At 41.0% G+C, this 18,512-nt stretch carries 14 protein-coding genes; 2 read left to right on the forward strand and 12 right to left on the reverse strand.

Annotated elements, in window-relative coordinates; genetic code table 11:
• Positions 1 to 2: 2 nt before the first annotated feature.
• The 10 genes from G399_RS0114675 to malQ form a co-directional block, all read right to left on the reverse strand.
• Positions 3 to 326 carry a zinc-ribbon domain-containing protein gene (locus G399_RS0114675; protein WP_006010355.1) on the reverse strand — a complete coding sequence of 108 codons (324 nt, stop codon included), beginning with the start codon at positions 324 to 326 and terminating at the stop codon, positions 3 to 5.
• A gap of 110 nt (positions 327 to 436) precedes the next feature.
• Positions 437 to 2,098: an alanine/glycine:cation symporter family protein gene (locus tag G399_RS0114680; protein WP_006010356.1), complete on the reverse strand. Its 1,662-nt coding sequence runs from the start codon at positions 2,096 to 2,098 to the stop codon at positions 437 to 439.
• 145 nt (positions 2,099 to 2,243) lie between these two features.
• A complete protein-coding gene (locus tag G399_RS0114685; RefSeq protein ID WP_006010357.1) occupies positions 2,244 to 3,371 on the reverse strand; it encodes a M14 family metallopeptidase in 1,128 nt (375 codons plus the stop codon).
• Positions 3,372 to 3,504: 133 nt separating this feature from the next.
• Entirely contained in the window at positions 3,505 to 4,011 is a 507-nt protein-coding gene (locus tag G399_RS0114690; RefSeq protein ID WP_006010358.1) for a TlpA family protein disulfide reductase, read from the reverse strand.
• Between the two features lie 104 nt (positions 4,012 to 4,115).
• Positions 4,116 to 5,600 (reverse strand): glyceraldehyde-3-phosphate dehydrogenase, encoded by a 1,485-nt coding sequence (locus G399_RS0114695; RefSeq protein ID WP_026843770.1) that lies wholly within the window; start codon positions 5,598 to 5,600, stop codon positions 4,116 to 4,118.
• A 445-nt stretch (positions 5,601 to 6,045) separates the two neighbouring features.
• On the reverse strand, positions 6,046 to 6,165 hold the full coding sequence (locus tag G399_RS21755; RefSeq protein WP_148277384.1) for a peptide-methionine (R)-S-oxide reductase: 120 nt from the start codon (positions 6,163 to 6,165) through the stop codon (positions 6,046 to 6,048).
• A gap of 68 nt (positions 6,166 to 6,233) precedes the next feature.
• Complete coding sequence (gene gndA, locus G399_RS0114700) at positions 6,234 to 7,793, reverse strand: NADP-dependent phosphogluconate dehydrogenase (RefSeq protein WP_026843771.1); 1,560 nt, start codon at positions 7,791 to 7,793, stop codon at positions 6,234 to 6,236.
• A gap of 157 nt (positions 7,794 to 7,950) precedes the next feature.
• Complete coding sequence (gene glgX / locus G399_RS0114705) at positions 7,951 to 10,128, reverse strand: glycogen debranching protein GlgX (protein ID WP_006010362.1); 2,178 nt, start codon at positions 10,126 to 10,128, stop codon at positions 7,951 to 7,953.
• 2 nt (positions 10,129 to 10,130) lie between these two features.
• Positions 10,131 to 12,308: a 1,4-alpha-glucan branching protein GlgB gene (gene glgB / locus G399_RS0114710; protein ID WP_006010364.1), complete on the reverse strand. Its 2,178-nt coding sequence runs from the start codon at positions 12,306 to 12,308 to the stop codon at positions 10,131 to 10,133.
• 14 nt (positions 12,309 to 12,322) lie between these two features.
• Positions 12,323 to 14,521 (reverse strand): 4-alpha-glucanotransferase, encoded by a 2,199-nt coding sequence (gene malQ / locus G399_RS0114715; RefSeq protein ID WP_006010366.1) that lies wholly within the window; start codon positions 14,519 to 14,521, stop codon positions 12,323 to 12,325.
• Between the two features lie 264 nt (positions 14,522 to 14,785).
• Here malQ and gap point away from each other — a divergent pair, with 264 nt between their 5' ends.
• Both gap and G399_RS0114725 read left to right on the forward strand, forming a co-directional pair.
• Positions 14,786 to 15,781: a type I glyceraldehyde-3-phosphate dehydrogenase gene (gene gap, locus G399_RS0114720; RefSeq protein ID WP_006010368.1), complete on the forward strand. Its 996-nt coding sequence runs from the start codon at positions 14,786 to 14,788 to the stop codon at positions 15,779 to 15,781.
• 146 nt (positions 15,782 to 15,927) lie between these two features.
• A complete protein-coding gene (locus G399_RS0114725; protein ID WP_226988938.1) occupies positions 15,928 to 16,800 on the forward strand; it encodes a D-hexose-6-phosphate mutarotase in 873 nt (290 codons plus the stop codon).
• A gap of 115 nt (positions 16,801 to 16,915) precedes the next feature.
• On the opposite strand, the gene G399_RS0114730 is transcribed toward G399_RS0114725, so the two are convergent.
• Together G399_RS0114730 and glk are read right to left on the reverse strand one after the other, a co-directional pair.
• Positions 16,916 to 17,548 carry a bifunctional 4-hydroxy-2-oxoglutarate aldolase/2-dehydro-3-deoxy-phosphogluconate aldolase gene (locus G399_RS0114730; RefSeq protein ID WP_006010372.1) on the reverse strand — a complete coding sequence of 211 codons (633 nt, stop codon included), beginning with the start codon at positions 17,546 to 17,548 and terminating at the stop codon, positions 16,916 to 16,918.
• Positions 17,549 to 17,550: 2 nt separating this feature from the next.
• On the reverse strand, positions 17,551 to 18,510 hold the full coding sequence (gene glk / locus G399_RS0114735) for a glucokinase (protein ID WP_026843774.1): 960 nt from the start codon (positions 18,508 to 18,510) through the stop codon (positions 17,551 to 17,553).
• Positions 18,511 to 18,512 lie beyond the last annotated feature (2 nt).

Consider the following 18,512-nt stretch of genomic DNA (forward strand, 5'->3'; position numbering starts at 1 on the left):
GTTTATTTCCTTTTTGCCATTACCAGCCTAACACGATTTACGGCATACCAAATAAAACCAACAACGGTTGCGCCGATTGAGAGGTTGTATTGAATTTCACCCGGCTCAGAACCGCCCCAGTAAATAAGACCGAAACCGGTAATAAACATCAAAATGGCAAGCATTGATTGATTTTGTAATTTTTGCATCGCTTGATAGTGTGCAAACTTAGCTTTTCTTTCTATATCTTCTGCCGTTGCGTTGCCAATATTAAATCCGCAGTGGCTGCATGTCTTTGCTTTATCAGAAATAGGTTTTGAACAAGATGGGCATGCTGTAATAGCCATACGTGTCTCCGTTTAAATTTGGTTCTAAGGACTAGTTTCAGTTATCTCTTACGTAAAAAAAGGTTAAACGACCATTCGAATAACCTTTTCATTCAATACTACATCAATTTTTATTTTTTATATTTTTCCCAGTATTCATTCATTGAGTCTTTCATTTCTTTTCGCAGCATCATAATACCGAACAAGTTTGGCAATGTCATAACCACAATAGCGACTGCAGACAGGGCCCAAACCAAGGTTGTATCTGAAATAGCAGCCCAGAAAAAACCAGCACAGTAGATAACGCGATATGGCATTACCGAACGTGGGCCAAGCAAATAGGTCATTGCTCGGTCACCGTAATATGACCAAGCAATTGCCGTTGAAAACGCAAACAACAGTAAACCAATAGAAACGATGTATTTGCCAAATTCGCCAAAATAACCGCGAGTAAACGCAATAGCAGTTAAATTAGCAGAGTGAACAAGTGATTTACCTTCTACGATTATACTCGGTTTAACTAATGCACCGTTATCAACTTTGAGCGTGCCAGTAAACGGAAAATCTGTCTCTCCAACACTATAAGTCACGTTTTCTGCAAATGAACGGCTGTTCATTAAGGTGAAACCACCTGTTGTAGCAGTGCCATTTAAAACCTGGATCTCACCCGTAAAGTTAGTGACTTCGTCGCCCTCCTCATTATTTAAGTGCAAGAAAAGTTTGTTGGTATCTTCACTATTAGACTCATCATATTGACCCGCCATAAAAGTCATATCCGAGCGATCAAATATATTTTGATGTTTCTCTTTCCAAACCCCAGAAGACAAAATAACCAAGCCCGTGAGAGTGCAAATAATGATGGTATCGATAAAAGGTTCTAGTATGGATACCATACCCTCCGAGACCGGTTCTTTGGTTTTAGCAGCGGCGTGAGCAATAGGTGCTGAACCTTGACCCGCTTCGTTACTAAACAAACCTCTGTTCACACCGCGGTTAAATGCATACGCAAGTGTCGCCCCTAAAAAGCCACCAGCAGCAGCAGATCCTGTAAACGCGTCGCTAATTACTGATGCAAAAGCGGGACCCACATTTTCAATGTTAGCGAAAATAACAGCAAAGGCACCGATGATATATATGAGTGCCATTACCGGTACAATTCTGCTGGTTACTGCAGCAATACGTGTGATACCACCTAAAATAACGAGGCCAAGTAAAATAGATAAGACACCACCGACAACCACTGGCGAGAAACCAAATGTTGATTCCATGCTGGTTGCAATGCCGTTGCTTTGTGGCAAGTTGCCCGTACCGAAAGAACTGATGACTGTAGCAATCGCGAAGGCAACCGCTAACCACTTCATGTTTAGTCTGCGGTCCATGTAATACATTGGACCACCGGCCATTGTGCCATCTTCAGTTTTAACTCGGTATTTATGCGACAGTGTTACTTCTACAAATTTTGTTGTCATGCCTAAAAATGCAGTTGCCCACATCCAAAATAATGCAGCCGGACCACCAAGGAAAATAGCGAACGCAACACCACTAATATTACCCGTACCAACGGTGCCAGAAAGTGCCGTCGTTAACGCTCTAAAATGCGTTGTATCGCCTGGTTCATCTGCTTTATCATATTTTCCAGTAACGACTAACCAAGCGTGCTTGAAAAATCTTATTTGCGGAAACTTAAGATAAATAGTGAAAAATGCACCGACACCTAAAAGAGCGTAAGGAAACCAAAAAGCACTACCCAAAAAACCATCGAGCAAATTAAAAAAACCTAATAATCCTTCCAAAATTACATCCTCTTATTCTTATTCTTGTTTTTATTTTTATTTTTACTGTGAATTTTGTTTAAGCACTACCAACATTAGCATAATTTGTTAGTGACTCGGTAAAACGTCTTTATAAATCTTATCGTATAGCTTCAAGCTCAGCGAACTAACGTAACTTACTACTTACCGCTCGCACTGCAATTAATAAATCTTCACCAAGCTGCTGACAGCGAGGTGCAGACCACCCATAGGTGGTATCTGGCAAATTATTATTGTCTTTAAACGGCATTTCAAGTGTGTATGAAAGGCAATCGTAGCGATGCCCAACTGCATTCGCAGCAATCGCTATATTGCCTGCACCAGGTGCATCCTTATCATACCCGTACACATCTTGAAATTCAGGAGTCGCTAGCATTAATGCTTCTTTGAAGCAGTTCTCTAGCGCTTCTAAACGTGCATTGTAATTTGGGTTACCTTCACATCCTGCAACAAAGTTATAGGGCAAAGATTCGTCGCCATGAATATCTAAAAACATATCAACGCCATACTTATCCATGGCTTGTAATGTATATAAGACTTCCGGACTTTTCTCCGCACTAGGCTCCTGCCACTCTCTATTCAAATTAGTACCAATCGCATTGGTACGCAAGTGACCACGTGCAGAGCCATCAGGATTCATATTAGGGATGACGTAAAAGACATTGTCTTCAAGTAACTGCTTTGCCACACCATCATCTTCATCCAATAAACGGCGTACCACCCCTTCCACTAGCCATTCAGCCATAGATTCACCGGGGTGTTGTCTTGCCGTCACCCAAATTTTATTTTTACCTTCGGCTTCCTCACCAATCACCAACAAAGACATGTCGCGATTATCTAACGTAAAGCCAATATGCCTTAGTTCACAATCAAATGACATTTGCGCAGCTGAAATAAAATCTTGATGGCGCTCATAGCTGTAAGGGGTAAAATAGGCAAAGTAAACTGAGTCATATTCAGGTACAAAATCGAAAGTAAGGTTATTGCCATCGAATTCAGTATCGACTCTAAACCACTCTTCACGATCGTAGGATGCAACGGCCTGATAACCAGGCCAACCCTCAGGGTAAGCAGATTTTTCTAAGTCAGTAATAACAATTTTATGCTCAACAAATCTATTTGACTGTAATTTAAAGTGAAACCATTGATAAAATTCTGAACCGTTATCAGGATTTATGGCCAATTTTATATTTTGAGGCTCTGTCGCTTGGATAACTCGAATATTGCCGCTATCGAATTCGCTCGTTATAATCATTTTAAGGCCATGTTCCTACTTTTTTCTTACTTTACCATAGGCAATTTTATTCGGTAATACAGTAAAGTGCATTTCTCACTTTTTATTAACTCATTGCTTGAGTTTTATACTCAAAACCCACTAATTTATGTGTTTACAGAGTTTCAGTTCGCAATTTCAAACCTAATGATGTGCTGTAACCCATATCATGTTTAATAATCAGTAAATTTTCATTTAATATGTAGTAGGTAGGATATCCGCTTATATTAAAGCGTTTTTTGTGAGGCTCACCACCTAGTAAAACAATCCCCTGCACACCTGCGTCTTCAGCAAAAGCTTCTATTTCTTCTACCGACTGATAATCCAAGGCAACTCTAACTACATTATATTCCTCGGTATCTACGACATCTAAATTTCCAATACTCATCTTACAAACAGTGCACCAAGGTGCGAAAAAATAAATCAGGGTTTTTTTGTCACTCGGCGCAAGAGAATACATATCACCATTTAGTTGCACAAAGTTTTGAGCCGCAATTTGAATAGAACCATTGTCCTCTAGGAGGTTGCGATTTTGATAGGCCATAAAGCCAACAATGATGAGCCCACCAATAAGGATATCTCGAGTCCAAGAGCTTTTTTTAAAAAACGATTTTATGTCCACGTTTATTCCAAGCGTTGTTGCCGTTTATAACTGTTTCATATTGTGGCTAGTTGCCGTATCTGAGTAGACACGGCAACCTTACCAAAAATTGCAACGAGATTGAATTAAGCACCCACTATATTAACTTTTGGGACCGATGGATATCTTAATCCAGCCATGTCTCTCACCACTCGCATAACCTGACAGCTATAGCCAAACTCGTTGTCGTACCATACATATAAAGTAGCTCGGTTGTCCGCAACAATGGTCGCTTGCGAGTCAACAACACTGGCAGATCTAGTACCGACCAAATCGGTTGATACTATTTCTTTTGATGCTGTAAAGTCGATCTGGTGTTGTAAATCAGAAAATAAACTGACAGTTTGCAGATAATTGTTGATGCTTTCCTTATCGGTTACTGATTTTAAGTTTAAGTTTAAAATCGCCATAGACACATTCGGCGTTGGAACTCGTATCGCGTTACCCGTTAACTTACCAGCAAGCTGCGGATAAGCTTTGGCAACTGCTTTCGCTGCGCCTGTTTCAGTGATCACCATGTTCAATGATGCACTGCGCCCGCGTCTATCTGCTTTGTGGTAATTATCGATCAAATTCTGATCATTGGTAAATGAATGCACCGTTTCAACGTGTCCATTTTCAATCCCGTATTTTTCGTCCAATGCCTTTAAGACGGGGGTGATTGCATTTGTGGTGCAACTGGCTGCCGATAATATGGTGTCTGTAGTCAGAATGTCGTTATGGTTAACGCCGTGCACAATATTCTTTATGTCTCCTTTACCCGGCGCTGTTAACAACACTTTAGCAGCACCCTTTGACTTCAGATGTAATCCCAAACCTTCTTCATCTCGCCACATCCCTGTATTATCAACAATGATCGCATTGTTGATACCATACTGCGTGTAATCAATTTCATCAGGACTATTCGCATAAATAACTTGAATATATGAGCCGTTGGCTTTAATTGCTTTACGTTCTTCATCTATCGTAATACTGCCATTGAAAGGGCCATGCACCGAGTCACGGCGCAATAAGCTCGCGCGCTTTTCCAAATCGCCTTCTCTGCCGCCACGCACGACAATGGCACGTAGTCTGAGTTTATTATTGTTACCTTGGCGCTCAATTAGGAGTCTCGCTAATAGCCGTCCAATACGACCAAATCCATATAAAACAACGTCTGTAGCTTGATGATTATCCGCGGCGTTGTGGACCTCTTTTAGCTCTTCATTTAGGTAAGCCTGTAAATCCGTTCTGTTTTTCCCATCATTAGCTGTTCCTATTTTATCAGCATAATAGAAGTCAAACGCTAATTTACCTATATCAATTTCAACCGGAGCCAATTGCATTTTGCTAACAGCTTCGAGCACAGGCCAACTTTCTCTTAATCGCAGCTTTTCGCCTTCGTGGCGCCTTACCGTCCGGTGTGCCTTAATTACGTCAATGGCGCTGGCATTGAGCAATGTTCGCCCATACACGGTAATTTCGACACAATGGTTGCGGTAAAGACGACCAATAATCGGTAGCATTTTTTCGGCAAATTCCTGTCTTTCTTGCCAACTAGATAATAATTCCTGTTCGAACTGCTGATTCATGCAAAGTGCCCTCTAAACATAATGTAAGTGTTGCTGTTAATTGTCCAATATCGCACGTTATAAACGGCAATGCTTGAGTTGCGTGCGCGCATTCTATGCAATCCGTCAGCTTATGCCAAATTGTTGATAAATTTCACTTTTTTAGGATTTGTCAGGAACAGCGTGATTATGTTTGTAATTTATCTACAAATAACCGATGGGGTTGAGCGTATTAACAAGATATGTTTTTTTAATTTAGCAAAAACGAGTAAAAAATAAATTAAAGTAGGCTACAAATATGCTATTAATCATGTAAATAGAAGTCTAACGCTCTGTTTACAAATCACTATTCTTGAATTTGAGCGCACGAAAGAAGGAATGGACACCGTGAAAAAGTCCCTAGCAGGTCAACACCTTCAGATGTAACAAACTTACATCAAAAAAAGTGTAATTAAATTGATTTGATTCAATCAATTTGACTTTTAAAGCTCAAAGAAATTGAATTTAGGCAATCTCGCTGTCCACTTGGTGTAGAGCCATCATCGAACATATGACTTAAATGCGCTTCACAATTTTTCCATACGATCTTAGTTGGTTGGTTGCATGCCTAAAGTAGTGTCCGAGCAGATAATGCACATTAGCATCTTCACTGCGTTACCTTTTAACGATAACTTGCGCTCTGTCAGAACTATTCCATTCAATGTGATATTTTTTGCTTTCTGGCTTATCAGTACGCGAGTAAGTGTGAGCACCAAAAAAGTCACGTTGTCCTTGCAATAAATTGGCAGGCAATACTTCGCAGCGATATGAATCATAGTAACTTAAAGCTGAAGACATCGCGGGGCAAGGAATACCTGCAATGGTCGCTGATGCTATCGCTCTGCGCCAATTTGATTGATATTTATTAATTTGGTCTATAAAAAACGGATCCAACAACAAGTTTTCTAAGTGCTCGTCATTTTCATAAGCTTTGGTAATAGATTGTAGGAAAATAGCGCGTATGATGCACCCTGCACGCCAAATCTTAGCAATTTCAGCAAAGTCCAACTTCCAACCGTGCTCTTTAGCAGCAATATCCATTAGCTGGAAGCCTTGTGCGTAAGCACATATTTTAGAACAATAAAGTGCATCATGTAACTGTTTTATAACGGTTTCTTTGGAATCAACGTGTGTCATTGATGGGTCAGGACCGGACAGCTTTTGGCTAGCGATAACGCGTTCTTTTTTAAATGAAGACAAGCTTCTTGCAAAAACAGCCTGCGTGATCGTTTGCGCAGGGCTGCCAACTTGCAGCGCACTAACAGCAGTCCATAAACCAGTGCCTTTTTGCCCCGCTTTGTCCATTATAATGTCAACCAGTGCAGCACCGGTTTCAGGATCAAGTTGATCTAGCACCTCTGCACTTATTTCAATGAGATAACTATTTAACTCACCCTTATTCCAATCTCGATACGTTTGTGCAATCTCTTTTGGGCTCATATCAAGCCCATTACGCATAATGTGGTATGCCTCACAAATAAGCTGCATATCAGCATACTCGATACCGTTGTGGACCATCTTAACATAATGACCGGCGCCAACAGGGCCAATATAAGTGGTGCATGGTTCCCCCTCAGTAACAGGCTTACCTACCTCATAAGACTCAATAGGCAAGCCTGTATTAGGATCAACTTTGGCCGCTACTGCTTGCCAAATAGATTCAATACGAGTCCATGCATATGGGTCGCCAGATGGCATAAGTGAGGGCCCAAAACGAGCACCAACTTCACCACCGGAAATCGCGGTAGAAAAAAAGATGAATTTACCTTTGTATTTGGCCTCACGCTGCACCGAATCAGTCCATAGACTATTTCCAGTATCCACTACGATATCATCAGCTTGCACACCAGCATCGATTAAGTGATGACAAACATGGTCAACTGGTTCACCGGCTGGAACAGACAATATGATGGTGTGCGGCGCTTTAAGATTTTTCAGAAGTTCAGTATATGAACGACAACCTACCACTCTTGGCTCAGGCGTTTTTCGCTCTACATCATCCTGACTTACAATGGCGTCTATTTTACTTTGGTCGAGGTCGAAGCAAGCCACTTTGTAGCCGTTATCTGCCAAGTTAAGTGTGAGATTTTTTCCCATCACCCCCAATCCTATAAATCCTATATCACATAAGGTTGATGCTTCATTTTTTTCGGGATTTACGGATCTAACAGTCATGTATAGTTCTCTTTTCTTCGAATAGAGGTAGGATAATACCATTCAAAGTACAATCGGATAAACAGCTTTACGATTTCTTTTGTTCGAATTTGGATTTTTACAAAGCAACGCTTACTCTCTTATAACCGGTCAGCCTAAGTCATCATCCAACACAAGCTTAAGCTTTCAGCTTTAACAAACGAAAACTACGCGATTCCATCATCAACAATGGACTGACTTTTTCTGAACTATATTGCGCTACTTCACTGAGAGCAGTATTCAATAAGCACTCCCAATCCTGAGTGTTCAGCAACAAAGGTAAATTAAACTCAACATTTTCTGTTGAACTATTAACAATATATAGCCACTCTTGAAAGACAACATCGGACATATCATCAAATGAACTGGTATGTCCAACTAAGTGCAAAGCAAAACAATGATGGCTATCGTTAGTCCAGTCTTGGTCTCGCTTAAACGTCCCGTCTATGCGATACCAATCAGTGGTTTCGATGTTTACTTCGTTGTTAAACTGATCATCCTCAAACATCATTCGGCTCAACAAAGGGTTGTTTTTGCGCAGCGCAATGACATATTGGCTAAACGCAAGAAATGCCGATTGGCTTGCATCTAAGTCCCAATTTAACCAATTAAGTTCGTTGTCTTGGCAATAGGCGTTGTTATTGCCTTTTTGGCTGCGGCTCAACTCATCGCCACCTAGTATATGCGGGGTTCCTTGAGACAAAATTAAGGTGCTAAACAAATTACGTTTTTGCTTTTCGCGCAAAGCCAAAATAGCGGTGTCGGTTGTTTCCCCTTCTACGCCATAATTATCACTCAGGTTATGGTTATGTCCGTCATAGTTGTCTTCTAAGTTTGCGAGGTTGTGCTTTTGTGAATAGCTGACCATATCATGTAACGTAAAACCATCATGATACGTCACGTTATTCACACTCGTTTTCATCGGTCTAACGCCTTTTGGAAAAACGTCTCTAGAACCCATAAAACGAGTCGCAAATGCTGCTTTCAAGCCAGTATCTGAGCGCCAAAATCCTCGTACTGTGTCTCTAAACTTATCATTAACTTCAAGCCAATAATCTGGAAACTGGCCTAGTTGGTAGCCTCCAGGTCCAATATCCCAAGGCTCAGCTATCATTACAACACCCTTTAAAACAGGGTCTTGCCTAAGTATTTTAAACACAACAGCATCGGCATGAAAATCTAATGGCTCACGGCCTAAAGAGGCAGCTAAGTCAAACCTGAAACCGTCAACCCCGACTTCAGTTACCCAATATCGCAGTGCGTCTATAATAAGAGTCATCATGTAAGTATTTGCAGAGTTCACCGTATTGCCGCAACCAGAATAGTTAATATAGGTGGGCGTGTTTAGCTCATCATTTTCAACTTGTAAATAAGCATGCTTGTGACAAAAGCCTTTGAAAGACAATATACTGCCGGGTTCGCCACTTTCAGCTGTGTGATTGAAAACAACATCCAATATGACTTCAAAACCCGCTTTTTGATATTCACTCACCATCTGTCTGCACTCAGCAAGTGCATCTTTAATGCAATATCTTGGATCCGGACTAAAAAAATTAATCGGGTTGTATCCCCAATAATTAGTTAATCCTTTGTCACTAATAAAAGGTTCTGGCATAAAAGCAAAAATAGGTAAAAACTGAATGCAGGTGACGCCTAATTTTTTAAGATGCGCCAACACACTAGGATGGCACGCCCCCAAGTATGTACCTCTATGTTCTACTGGCACGTCAGGATGCAATTGTGTTAGCCCTTTAATATGCGCTTCATAGATAATTCTATCTTGCTGGACATTACCTTTGTGCTCCGTATTTAAACCCTTGCGCAAACTCGTCAGATTCGCATCCGCCATTGCTTCATTAGAAGCACAGGTAGGGGCACAGGCCGTCACAATCGACTTTGGAATAAAGGCTTGGTTGTCCTTTACTGAATCGCCTAAAATAGAATTAGGCACTCCTAAGTAAGCCTCACCATCCCAATTCAATGCATGACTTAACTGTTTTGCATAGGGGTCTATAAGCAAGCGCCCTAAATCCATCTCAAAATTTACTTTGCGATTAAGTTTCGAATTCACTCTGTATGCGTATTTTTGCCCTTCTTTGATGTCGCTAACAAAACCAAACCATTTTGATTGAACACGCTGCTCAAGTTTTATTTGCGCCACTTCATTGTCGTCCTTGTCGAACAAGCAAAGATAAACATCTTGAGCGTCAGGGCAATAAATTGAGAAGTTGCAACCATCGCTATGCAAAGTCGCACCAAATGGAGCAACCTGACCAGGTAATAAGCTAAAATCGTGACCAGACGATATTTCAAACATAATTAAAATTTATTCCACTTCAGCATTAGCACGCTCAAAGGCGGCAGAGTTATCAGGATAGAATAAGGACAATCATTACATGCTTGGTTTTCACTTGAACGCACTGCATTCGTTGATGAAAGATAATCACTGCCATCATATTCAGCATTGTCAGTATTCAAAATAAGAACATAATCCCCTTTTTGTTCTACGCCAACACGAAAGTTGTCTCTGGGAATAGGAGTAAAGTTAGCAACTGCCACGACTTGTTCAGTATTACTTGCGTTACGGCGCAGCAAAGATACTACTGATTGTTCAGCATTATTATGATCTATCCAACGAAATCCTGCGGGGTCATGATCGCATTCATACAACGCAGGTGTAGATTGGTAGGTTTTATTTAAGTTTTTGTATAGATTGCTAATACCCAAATGCTTTGGTTGCTCTAGCAAATGCCAATCCAGCGAAATATCATGATCCCATTCACGGTCTTGTGCAAATTCATTACCCATAAACTGTAGCTTTTTACCCGGGTGAGCAAACATAAAAGCATAATATGCGCGCAAATTAGCCGCTTTTTGCCATTCATCGCCTGGCATTTTTTGCAACATTGAGCCTTTTCCATGCACGACTTCGTCATGCGAAATAGGCAGTATAAAGTTTTCATCAAAACCGTAAACCATACTGAAGGTCAGTTCTGAATGATGGAAACGTCTATAAGCAGGATCCTTAGCGATATAATGCAATGAATCGTGCATCCACCCCATATTCCACTTAAAACCAAAACCAAGTCCGCCGGCATCTACTGGCTTAGACACACCTGCAAACGAAGTCGACTCTTCGGCAATTGTCATCGCCCACGGATACTTTGCATACACTTCTGTATTCATCCATTGCAGCAAACTGATGGCTTCATAATTGTAATTACCACCATCGACATTTGGGATCCACTCATCGTCATTACGTGAATAATCCAGATACAGCATGGATGCAACAGCATCAACTCGAATACCATCCACATGATATTTATCAAACCAGAATAAAGCATTTGCAACTAAAAATTGGCGGACTGTTTGTTTGCCAAAATCGTAAATACATGAATTCCAATCAGGATGCCAGCCCTTACGAGGATCCTCATATTCATACAAATTAGAACCATCAAAGCGCGCTAAACCATGCCCATCTTCAGGAAAGTGCGCGGGCACCCAATCAACAATAACGCCAATATTTTGCTGATGACAGGTATCAACAAAAAATTTAAAACTATCAGGGTCACCAAAGCGGCTAGTTGGTGCAAATAGACCAACGGGTTGATAGCCCCAAGAACCGTCAAATGGAAATTCTGATACGGGCATTACCTCGATGTGCGTATAGCCCATATCTTTTACATACTCGACTAACTCTTTGGCGAGTTCTTGATAACGTAAATAACGTTGTTCTGGATTTCCAGGCTTACGCCATGAACCTAGATGTACCTCATAAATACTCATTGGTGTTTTATAATGATTTATATTTTTTCGCGTTAACCAATCATTATCTTTCCATTCGTAAGCATCTTGATCGTAAATAACAGAGCAATGTGACGGATACTGTTGATGATGAAAACCCAATGGGTCAGCCTTATCTGGCAGTTGACGTCCAGAACCGTCTTTGAGGGAATATTTATATTGCCCCCCTACTTTCATACCAGGTACAAACAGCACCCAGTAACCCAAATCAGTTTTCTGCATAGGATGAGACAGACGGTTCCAAAGATTAAAGTCACTTATAACTGATACCGCAGAGGCATTTGGCGCAAAAACCGCAAAGCGGACACCAGTCACACCTTTTGATTCAACTAATTGGGCGCCAATTTGTTGGTATAAATTTTCTGGCTGATGGTCAACAAAATGGACCGCATGATAAGCTTCAGCTTGAAACTGATAGGGGTCAATAAAGCGATGTTCGCCAGCAGCATATTCAGCAACAACTTCATATATGAAATTATTTTCCGTCGGCGTTTTAAATTGTCCGACAAACAAACCTTCCGGGTTTAAGGTTAATGGCGCTAATTTTGTATTGTGTTTAGCGCAATAAAGAGTTGCTTTTTTAGCTTCTGGTATCCAGAGAGTAACGCTGGTTTTTGTTTTTACTTGCTTAGGCCCTAAAACGTCAAAGGGCAGCGCACAATGTCCATGCGTTAATTCTGAATAATTCGCCATACTCGCTCCATTATTTATTTTATTTTACTAGCCACTGACCTTTGATTAGTCAGGTTTTTAGCTAAGTTTACAATAGCATCATCTTCGAAGATATCCTCTAAATTACGCGACAATTTTCGCTTCCAATTTGGATATTCATTAAACGTTCCTGGAATATTGACCGGCTTATCCATTTCTAGCCAATCTTCTAGCTGCAAACTCAGCAGAGCACTAGAACCGGATGCCATGTGAGTCTGCATACCGTAGTTCAACTCGGTTGTCATGCCGACATCGTGTACATCATGACTAATACTATTAGAAATTGAATGGTGGCCATGCAAGGTATCTAATATATGTTGTTTATTTTCATGCCTGATATCATAGAGCGAAGCTAAAACATCAGCATCTGGATATAAGCCTACTCTTTCGCCTAACGCGAGGTCATCACAATGCCAATAACCAATCAACGTTGGCATGTCATGCGTCGTTAATGTTGCCATTGACTGTTCTGGATAGTGGTCTGGAGCATAAAAACCGCCATCTTCAGCTTGCTCAAAGAAAAACACGCGATATGAATACATGCCATTTTCAGCTAACTTTGAACGGATCTGTTCGGGTACCGTGCCCAAATCCTCACCAATGACTAAACTTTGATTACGCTGGCTTTCTAGCGCTAGTATGCCTAATAGATCTTCAACTGGGTAACAAACATAACCGCCTAGTTTGGCATTATCACCTCGATATACCCACCACAAGCGTAATAGCGCCATAACATGGTCAATGCGCAAAGCACCCGAAGCATGCATGTTGGATGAAAATAAATCAATAATGGGCTGATAAGCTTGCTCATAAAGCTTGATCGGATCCATTGGTGGCAATCCCCAATTTTGTCCCAGCGGTCCCAATATATCCGGCGGTGCACCAATGCTCGCATCGATGCAATATAAGTCTTTATTACCCCATATTTCAGCGCTACCTTCACTGACTCCTACGGCAAGGTCGCGATATAAACCTATCAACATACCGGCTTCGCTAGCAGCGTTGCTTGCGGCCTCAAATTGTAAGGCAGCATGCCATTGTAAAAAGAGATAAAAATTAACCCTATTTTTATTTTGCTTTGCAAATTTTGCAACGCTCGGCATATCGTAGGCTTTAAATTCGTCAGGAAAAACCGGCCAGCCCCAACAATCTTTTCCTTCAGCATTTAGGCTTTCTTGCAATGCTTCAAAAACAGCAAGCGTTTGCAAACTCTCACCCCCTTGGGTAATGAAAGCTTTGAATATTTTATTCTGCTTTGTATTTTTTGTGAAATATTTCTCGCTATAATGCGTAAACACCTCGTTCAATGCCGCTAACTTTATCGCAGCTACGCCCTTGTAATCGACGTAATCAACCGCGCGCAAGATTTCTAGTTGTTGCCCAATCGCGTTGTCATTAAACCAAGCTTGAACTGCTTTATTTTCAAACTCTGGTACTTGCGCCACATCGATATATAAATAATTAAGCCAGCGACGAGAACTAGGCCCATAAGGACTGCATATATCTGGATTGGCCGGGTATAATTCATGGATCGGGTTTAATCCAACAAAGTCAGCGCCTTGGGACGCCGCTTGCTTAACTAAGAATGTCAAATCTGTGAAGTCCCCAATACCCCAATTGCTGCGGCTGCGCACACAATAAAGCTGCACACTTAAGCCCCATATCTTTTTGCCTTTTTCAATATCATCTGGAATAAAGCATCGCTGTGGGACTTTTATAATGGATGAAGATGCAAGTTCGAGGTCACCCAATTGCACACTTAGCTTGTGATAGCCCATGGGTAAGTCAACGTCTAATGCAATTGCATATTCATGAAACTCTTCATCTTCAATTTCAACCACATTGATTAACTGATGATCAACCGCTTCTATTTCGTGAGTTTCTATGCTGGCATCCTCAAGTTGCACCAGCAAGACCAGTTTTTGTGCAGCCATCTCGATGGATAAGCGCAGCGGAAACACAAAGTCTTCATCGTGTTTTATTACTTGCACTGGGTTCAGTGCAAGCATCCACTGTCTAACGAAGTCATCTTCTACTTGTTGTTCAAACGCTTGGTCGTCGTCGACTTTATATCCCATTGCGTTGAGAAGTTTCACTTTAGTTTCATCTTTTACCGTTGCGGGAATTCCCCATGCATCAACGAATGCCGATTCGATTCCTCGTGCCCCCAGTAAACCTTCAATTATTTCTCTCATTTAATTTATCCTAATCTTCTTTGGTCTTAACTTTTTTGATGCATTAAACAAAGTTGTTAGCGTTCTTGTACTCTAATTTTAACTGACTATTATTCAACAAATTAGCTGAATAAGGTATTGAATACGTTTGCAGCCTTACTTTACGCTAAAAAGCCTGTAATTAAACAACAATTGTTGATATAATTTTGCAATATTTAGGTGTTTGATCAATAATTTCGGTAATTTTATTTCAAATAATAAATTTCATTTTAAAAGAGGTATTTAATGGCTATTAATGTCGGTATAAATGGTTTCGGTCGAATTGGTCGCTTAGTATTGCGCGCAGCGGCAACTCGCGAAGATATTAACGTGGTAGCAATAAATGATCTATTAGACATAGACTATATCGCTTACCTGTTCAAATATGATTCAACGCACGGCAGATTCGACGGAACAGTTGAAGTCAAAGACGGTAATTTAATTGTTAACGGTAAAAAAATTAGAGTGACGGCAGAAAGAAACCCCGAAGACTTAGCTTGGGGCGCTGTAAATGCTGACGTTGTGGTTGAATCGACCGGTCTATTTTTAACCAAAGAAAGCGCACAAAAGCACATTACTGCGGGCGCCAAAAAAGTGGTTCTATCAGCTCCTTCGAAAGACGATACACCCATGTTTGTAATGGGCGTTAACCATACTAAATATGCAGGTGAAACGATTGTTTCTAACGCGTCTTGCACCACTAATTGCCTAGCACCCATTGCAAAAGTATTAAATGATGCATTTGGTATTAAAGACGGCTTAATGACAACTGTGCATTCCACAACAGCGACCCAAAAAACCGTTGACGGACCTTCCATGAAAGACTGGCGTGGTGGTCGTGGTGCTTCTCAAAATATCATTCCATCCTCAACGGGTGCAGCGAAAGCTGTTGGCAAAGTCATTCCTGAATTGAATGGTAAACTAACAGGGATGGCATTCAGAGTGCCTACTGCGAACGTTTCTGTCGTTGATTTAACCGTTAACTTAGAAAACCCTGCTAGCTATGCAAAAATATGTGAAGTGATGAAGGCGGCTTCTGAGGGACCATTAAAAGGTATACTTGGTTACACTGAAGATGCGGTTGTATCACAAGACTTTATTGGCGATGCATTATCCAGTATTTTTGATGCGACAGCAGGCATCTCACTTAACGATTCGTTTGTAAAGGTCGTGGCTTGGTATGACAATGAAGTCGGCTATTCAAATCGTATACTAGATTTGGTAACACATATTTCTAAATAATGAACTTTGCGCTGTACTTTGCGCTGTAATAGCGCCTTATTTATAAAACAACTTACTAGGAAAGTAAGACACAACGATATAAATAAAAGACGGCTCTATGTCGTCTTTTTATTTTCAACTATTCGGGGAGCGCTATGTACACGCACATGAGTAAACAATATAGCTCGGTGTCGATGAGTAGCAGAGAACAATTGCCTACATTGAAGATTACCAATGGGCACTGCACTGCTGAAATAGCGCTTTTCGGTGCGCATCTACTTAGTTTCGTCCCAAACGCTGATGCTACAGAAAGACTGTGGCTGAGCGAGACCGCTGTATTTAATAAAAGCAAACCGATACGCGGCGGCATCCCTATCTGCTGGCCATGGTTTGCTGATATATATCCTGACAAAGATGCTAGCGATAACACCAAATTACCAGCTCATGGCTTTGTGCGGACGCAGGACTGGCAAGTGATTGAAATTGCAGAAAGCACTGACGCAACAACCATTACATTGAGCCCAAATCAACTTGGCTTATATGGGTTTTCTGAAAAGCTGTTAGCTTCTGTTGAATTCACCTTTTCAAAGAAATGCAGCATTAGGCTCATCACTAAAAATACAAGTAAGCAAGCATTAACAATCACGGCTGCCCTACATAGTTATTTCAATGTGACTAATATTCATCAAACCAAAATAATCGGTGTCGCTGGGAAATACATCGACAAGACCAACGCTAGCGCTGCATTCGAGCAGTTATTACCCTATTTAATAAGCAGTGAAACGGATAGGATACATTTGCAAGACGAAAATAATCACTTTGATTTCATCCATTTGATCTGCCCAGACAAAAAAATCAGCATAGAGCAACACGGACATGACTCGGTTGTGATTTGGAATCCATGGCAAAAGAAAAGCAAAACGATGGCTGATATGCAAGATAATAGCTACATTGACATGCTTTGCATTGAAGCGTCTATAACGCAAGGAACGATCTTAGCTGCACAACAACAGCATGAGTTAGTGCAAATCATTGGCTAACGAGACGCTGGATAATAAAGACTAACTGATAAAGGGCTAGCTGATAAAGAGTAAATCAGCCAACTTACCCATTATAGAGGGAATACAAAACCACTGCATTCCCCTGATTAACCAACTAGATTTTTACCGCTTGTTTCGCAAGCTCAGTGATTATCGACCATTGCTTCTTTTCAATTGCATCTGCTGGGGCTAACCATGAGCCACCACAGCATTTAACGTTTGGCAATGCTAAGTACGCTTTGTAGTTACTTGGACTGATACCGCCGGTAGGGCAAAATTTGATATCGGGGAATGGACCACCAATCGATTTTAACGCATTCACTCCACCCGCCGCCTCTGCAGGGAAGAATTTCAAATGGTCGTAACCCGCGTCTTTTGCTTTCATTAAGTCTGAAATATTTGAAATGCCAGGAATAAGTGGAATTGTTCCTTCTTTACCTGCTTGCAGTAAATCTGCAGTCAAGCCAGGGCTAATTGCGAACTTTGCACCCGCTTCAGTTACCGCTTTTAATTGCTCACGATTAGTTACTGTACCTGCACCGATGTATACATCCGGCAGCTGTTCAGCAATAACACGAATAACATCCATCGCAGCTTTGGTACGTAGGGTTACTTCTAATACATTAATGCCACCCGCTATCAAAGCTTTCGCGATAGGCACAGCATCTTCAACATTTTCAATCACGAGAACAGGTACAACCGGCCCTTGGCTAAAAATTTCTTCTGAGGAAAAAATCCAGTTATTCATTATCAATGTTTCTCTTTGGTTTGTTGTAGTAAATATGCTAATGCACCCAACAATCCATGGTTGGGTTCATTAATTAAGTAGGTAGGAATATTTTTGACATATCTAGCCAAATTTCCTTTATCTTCGAATTTTTGGCGAAATTCATTATTAGCAAAGAAGTTGACCAATCGAGGAGCGATACCACCACCGATAAAAACTCCACCAGTGGTACACAAATTTAATGCTAAATTACCGGCAAAACTGCCCATAATTCGGCAAAACTGTTGCACTGCCTTAACGCATGTCAGGTTTGTGCTGGCAAGCGCATGCTGCGTAATATCAGCAGGGTCTGTATACTCAACGTTGCCACCAGCATGCATAACAAGTGCTGTGTAAATATTAACAAGGCCTCTTCCGGAAAGCAGTTCTTCAGCAGCGACTCGGCCTAATTTTGATTTAATATAACGCCAAACAATAATATCTTGTTCGTCGTTTGGTGCAAAATCAACATGCCCTCCCTCACCGTCGAGGGTCTGCCAGCCACTATCAGTCCAAGTAAGATGCTCGACACCTAAACCTGTACCAGGTCCAAAAACCACAATATTGCCTTTTTCGACAGCTTCACCAGGACCAATTTGAATGACTTGTTCCATTTTCAAATTAGGTAATGAAAAGGCCACAGCCGAAAAATCGTTAATAACTAACAGGCTGTTTAAACTCAACTGATTTTGCAGTTCAAGTTTCGAAAATGTCCACGTATGATTGGTCATTTTGACAGCATCATTATTGACTGGGCAAGCAATGGCAATACAACCATGCTCGAAGCTGTCAACGTTTACATCGATTGCAAATTGGTTAATTGCGCCGGTAATAGTGTCGAACTGCTTACACAAGTACTTGGTGATTTGTTGTAACTCACCGTCTTGTACTAATGCTAAGCGTATATTTGTACCACCGACATCAGCCACGAACATGTTACTCATAT

Source organism: Brumicola pallidula DSM 14239 = ACAM 615, assembly GCF_000428905.1.
Classification (GTDB): Bacteria; Pseudomonadota; Gammaproteobacteria; order Enterobacterales; family Alteromonadaceae; genus Glaciecola; species Glaciecola pallidula.

Excerpts from the sequence above, each read along its gene's own strand:
- G399_RS0114685 (WP_006010357.1), bottom strand. The coding sequence starts at position 3,371 with ATGATTATAACGAGCGAATTCGATAGCGGCAATATTCGAGTTATCCAA.
- glgB (WP_006010364.1), bottom strand. The coding sequence starts at position 12,308 with ATGGCGAATTATTCAGAATTAACGCATGGACATTGTGCGCTGCCCTTT.
- glk (WP_026843774.1), bottom strand. The coding sequence starts at position 18,510 with ATGAGTAACATGTTCGTGGCTGATGTCGGTGGTACAAATATACGCTTA.
- gap (WP_006010368.1), top strand. The coding sequence starts at position 14,786 with ATGGCTATTAATGTCGGTATAAATGGTTTCGGTCGAATTGGTCGCTTA.
- G399_RS0114730 (WP_006010372.1), bottom strand. The coding sequence starts at position 17,548 with ATGAATAACTGGATTTTTTCCTCAGAAGAAATTTTTAGCCAAGGGCCG.
- G399_RS0114695 (WP_026843770.1), bottom strand. The coding sequence starts at position 5,600 with ATGAATCAGCAGTTCGAACAGGAATTATTATCTAGTTGGCAAGAAAGA.
- G399_RS0114725 (WP_226988938.1), top strand. The coding sequence starts at position 15,928 with ATGAGTAAACAATATAGCTCGGTGTCGATGAGTAGCAGAGAACAATTG.
- malQ (WP_006010366.1), bottom strand. The coding sequence starts at position 14,521 with ATGAGAGAAATAATTGAAGGTTTACTGGGGGCACGAGGAATCGAATCG.
- glgX (WP_006010362.1), bottom strand. The coding sequence starts at position 10,128 with ATGTTTGAAATATCGTCTGGTCACGATTTTAGCTTATTACCTGGTCAG.
- gndA (WP_026843771.1), bottom strand. The coding sequence starts at position 7,793 with ATGACTGTTAGATCCGTAAATCCCGAAAAAAATGAAGCATCAACCTTA.
- G399_RS0114675 (WP_006010355.1), bottom strand. The coding sequence starts at position 326 with ATGGCTATTACAGCATGCCCATCTTGTTCAAAACCTATTTCTGATAAA.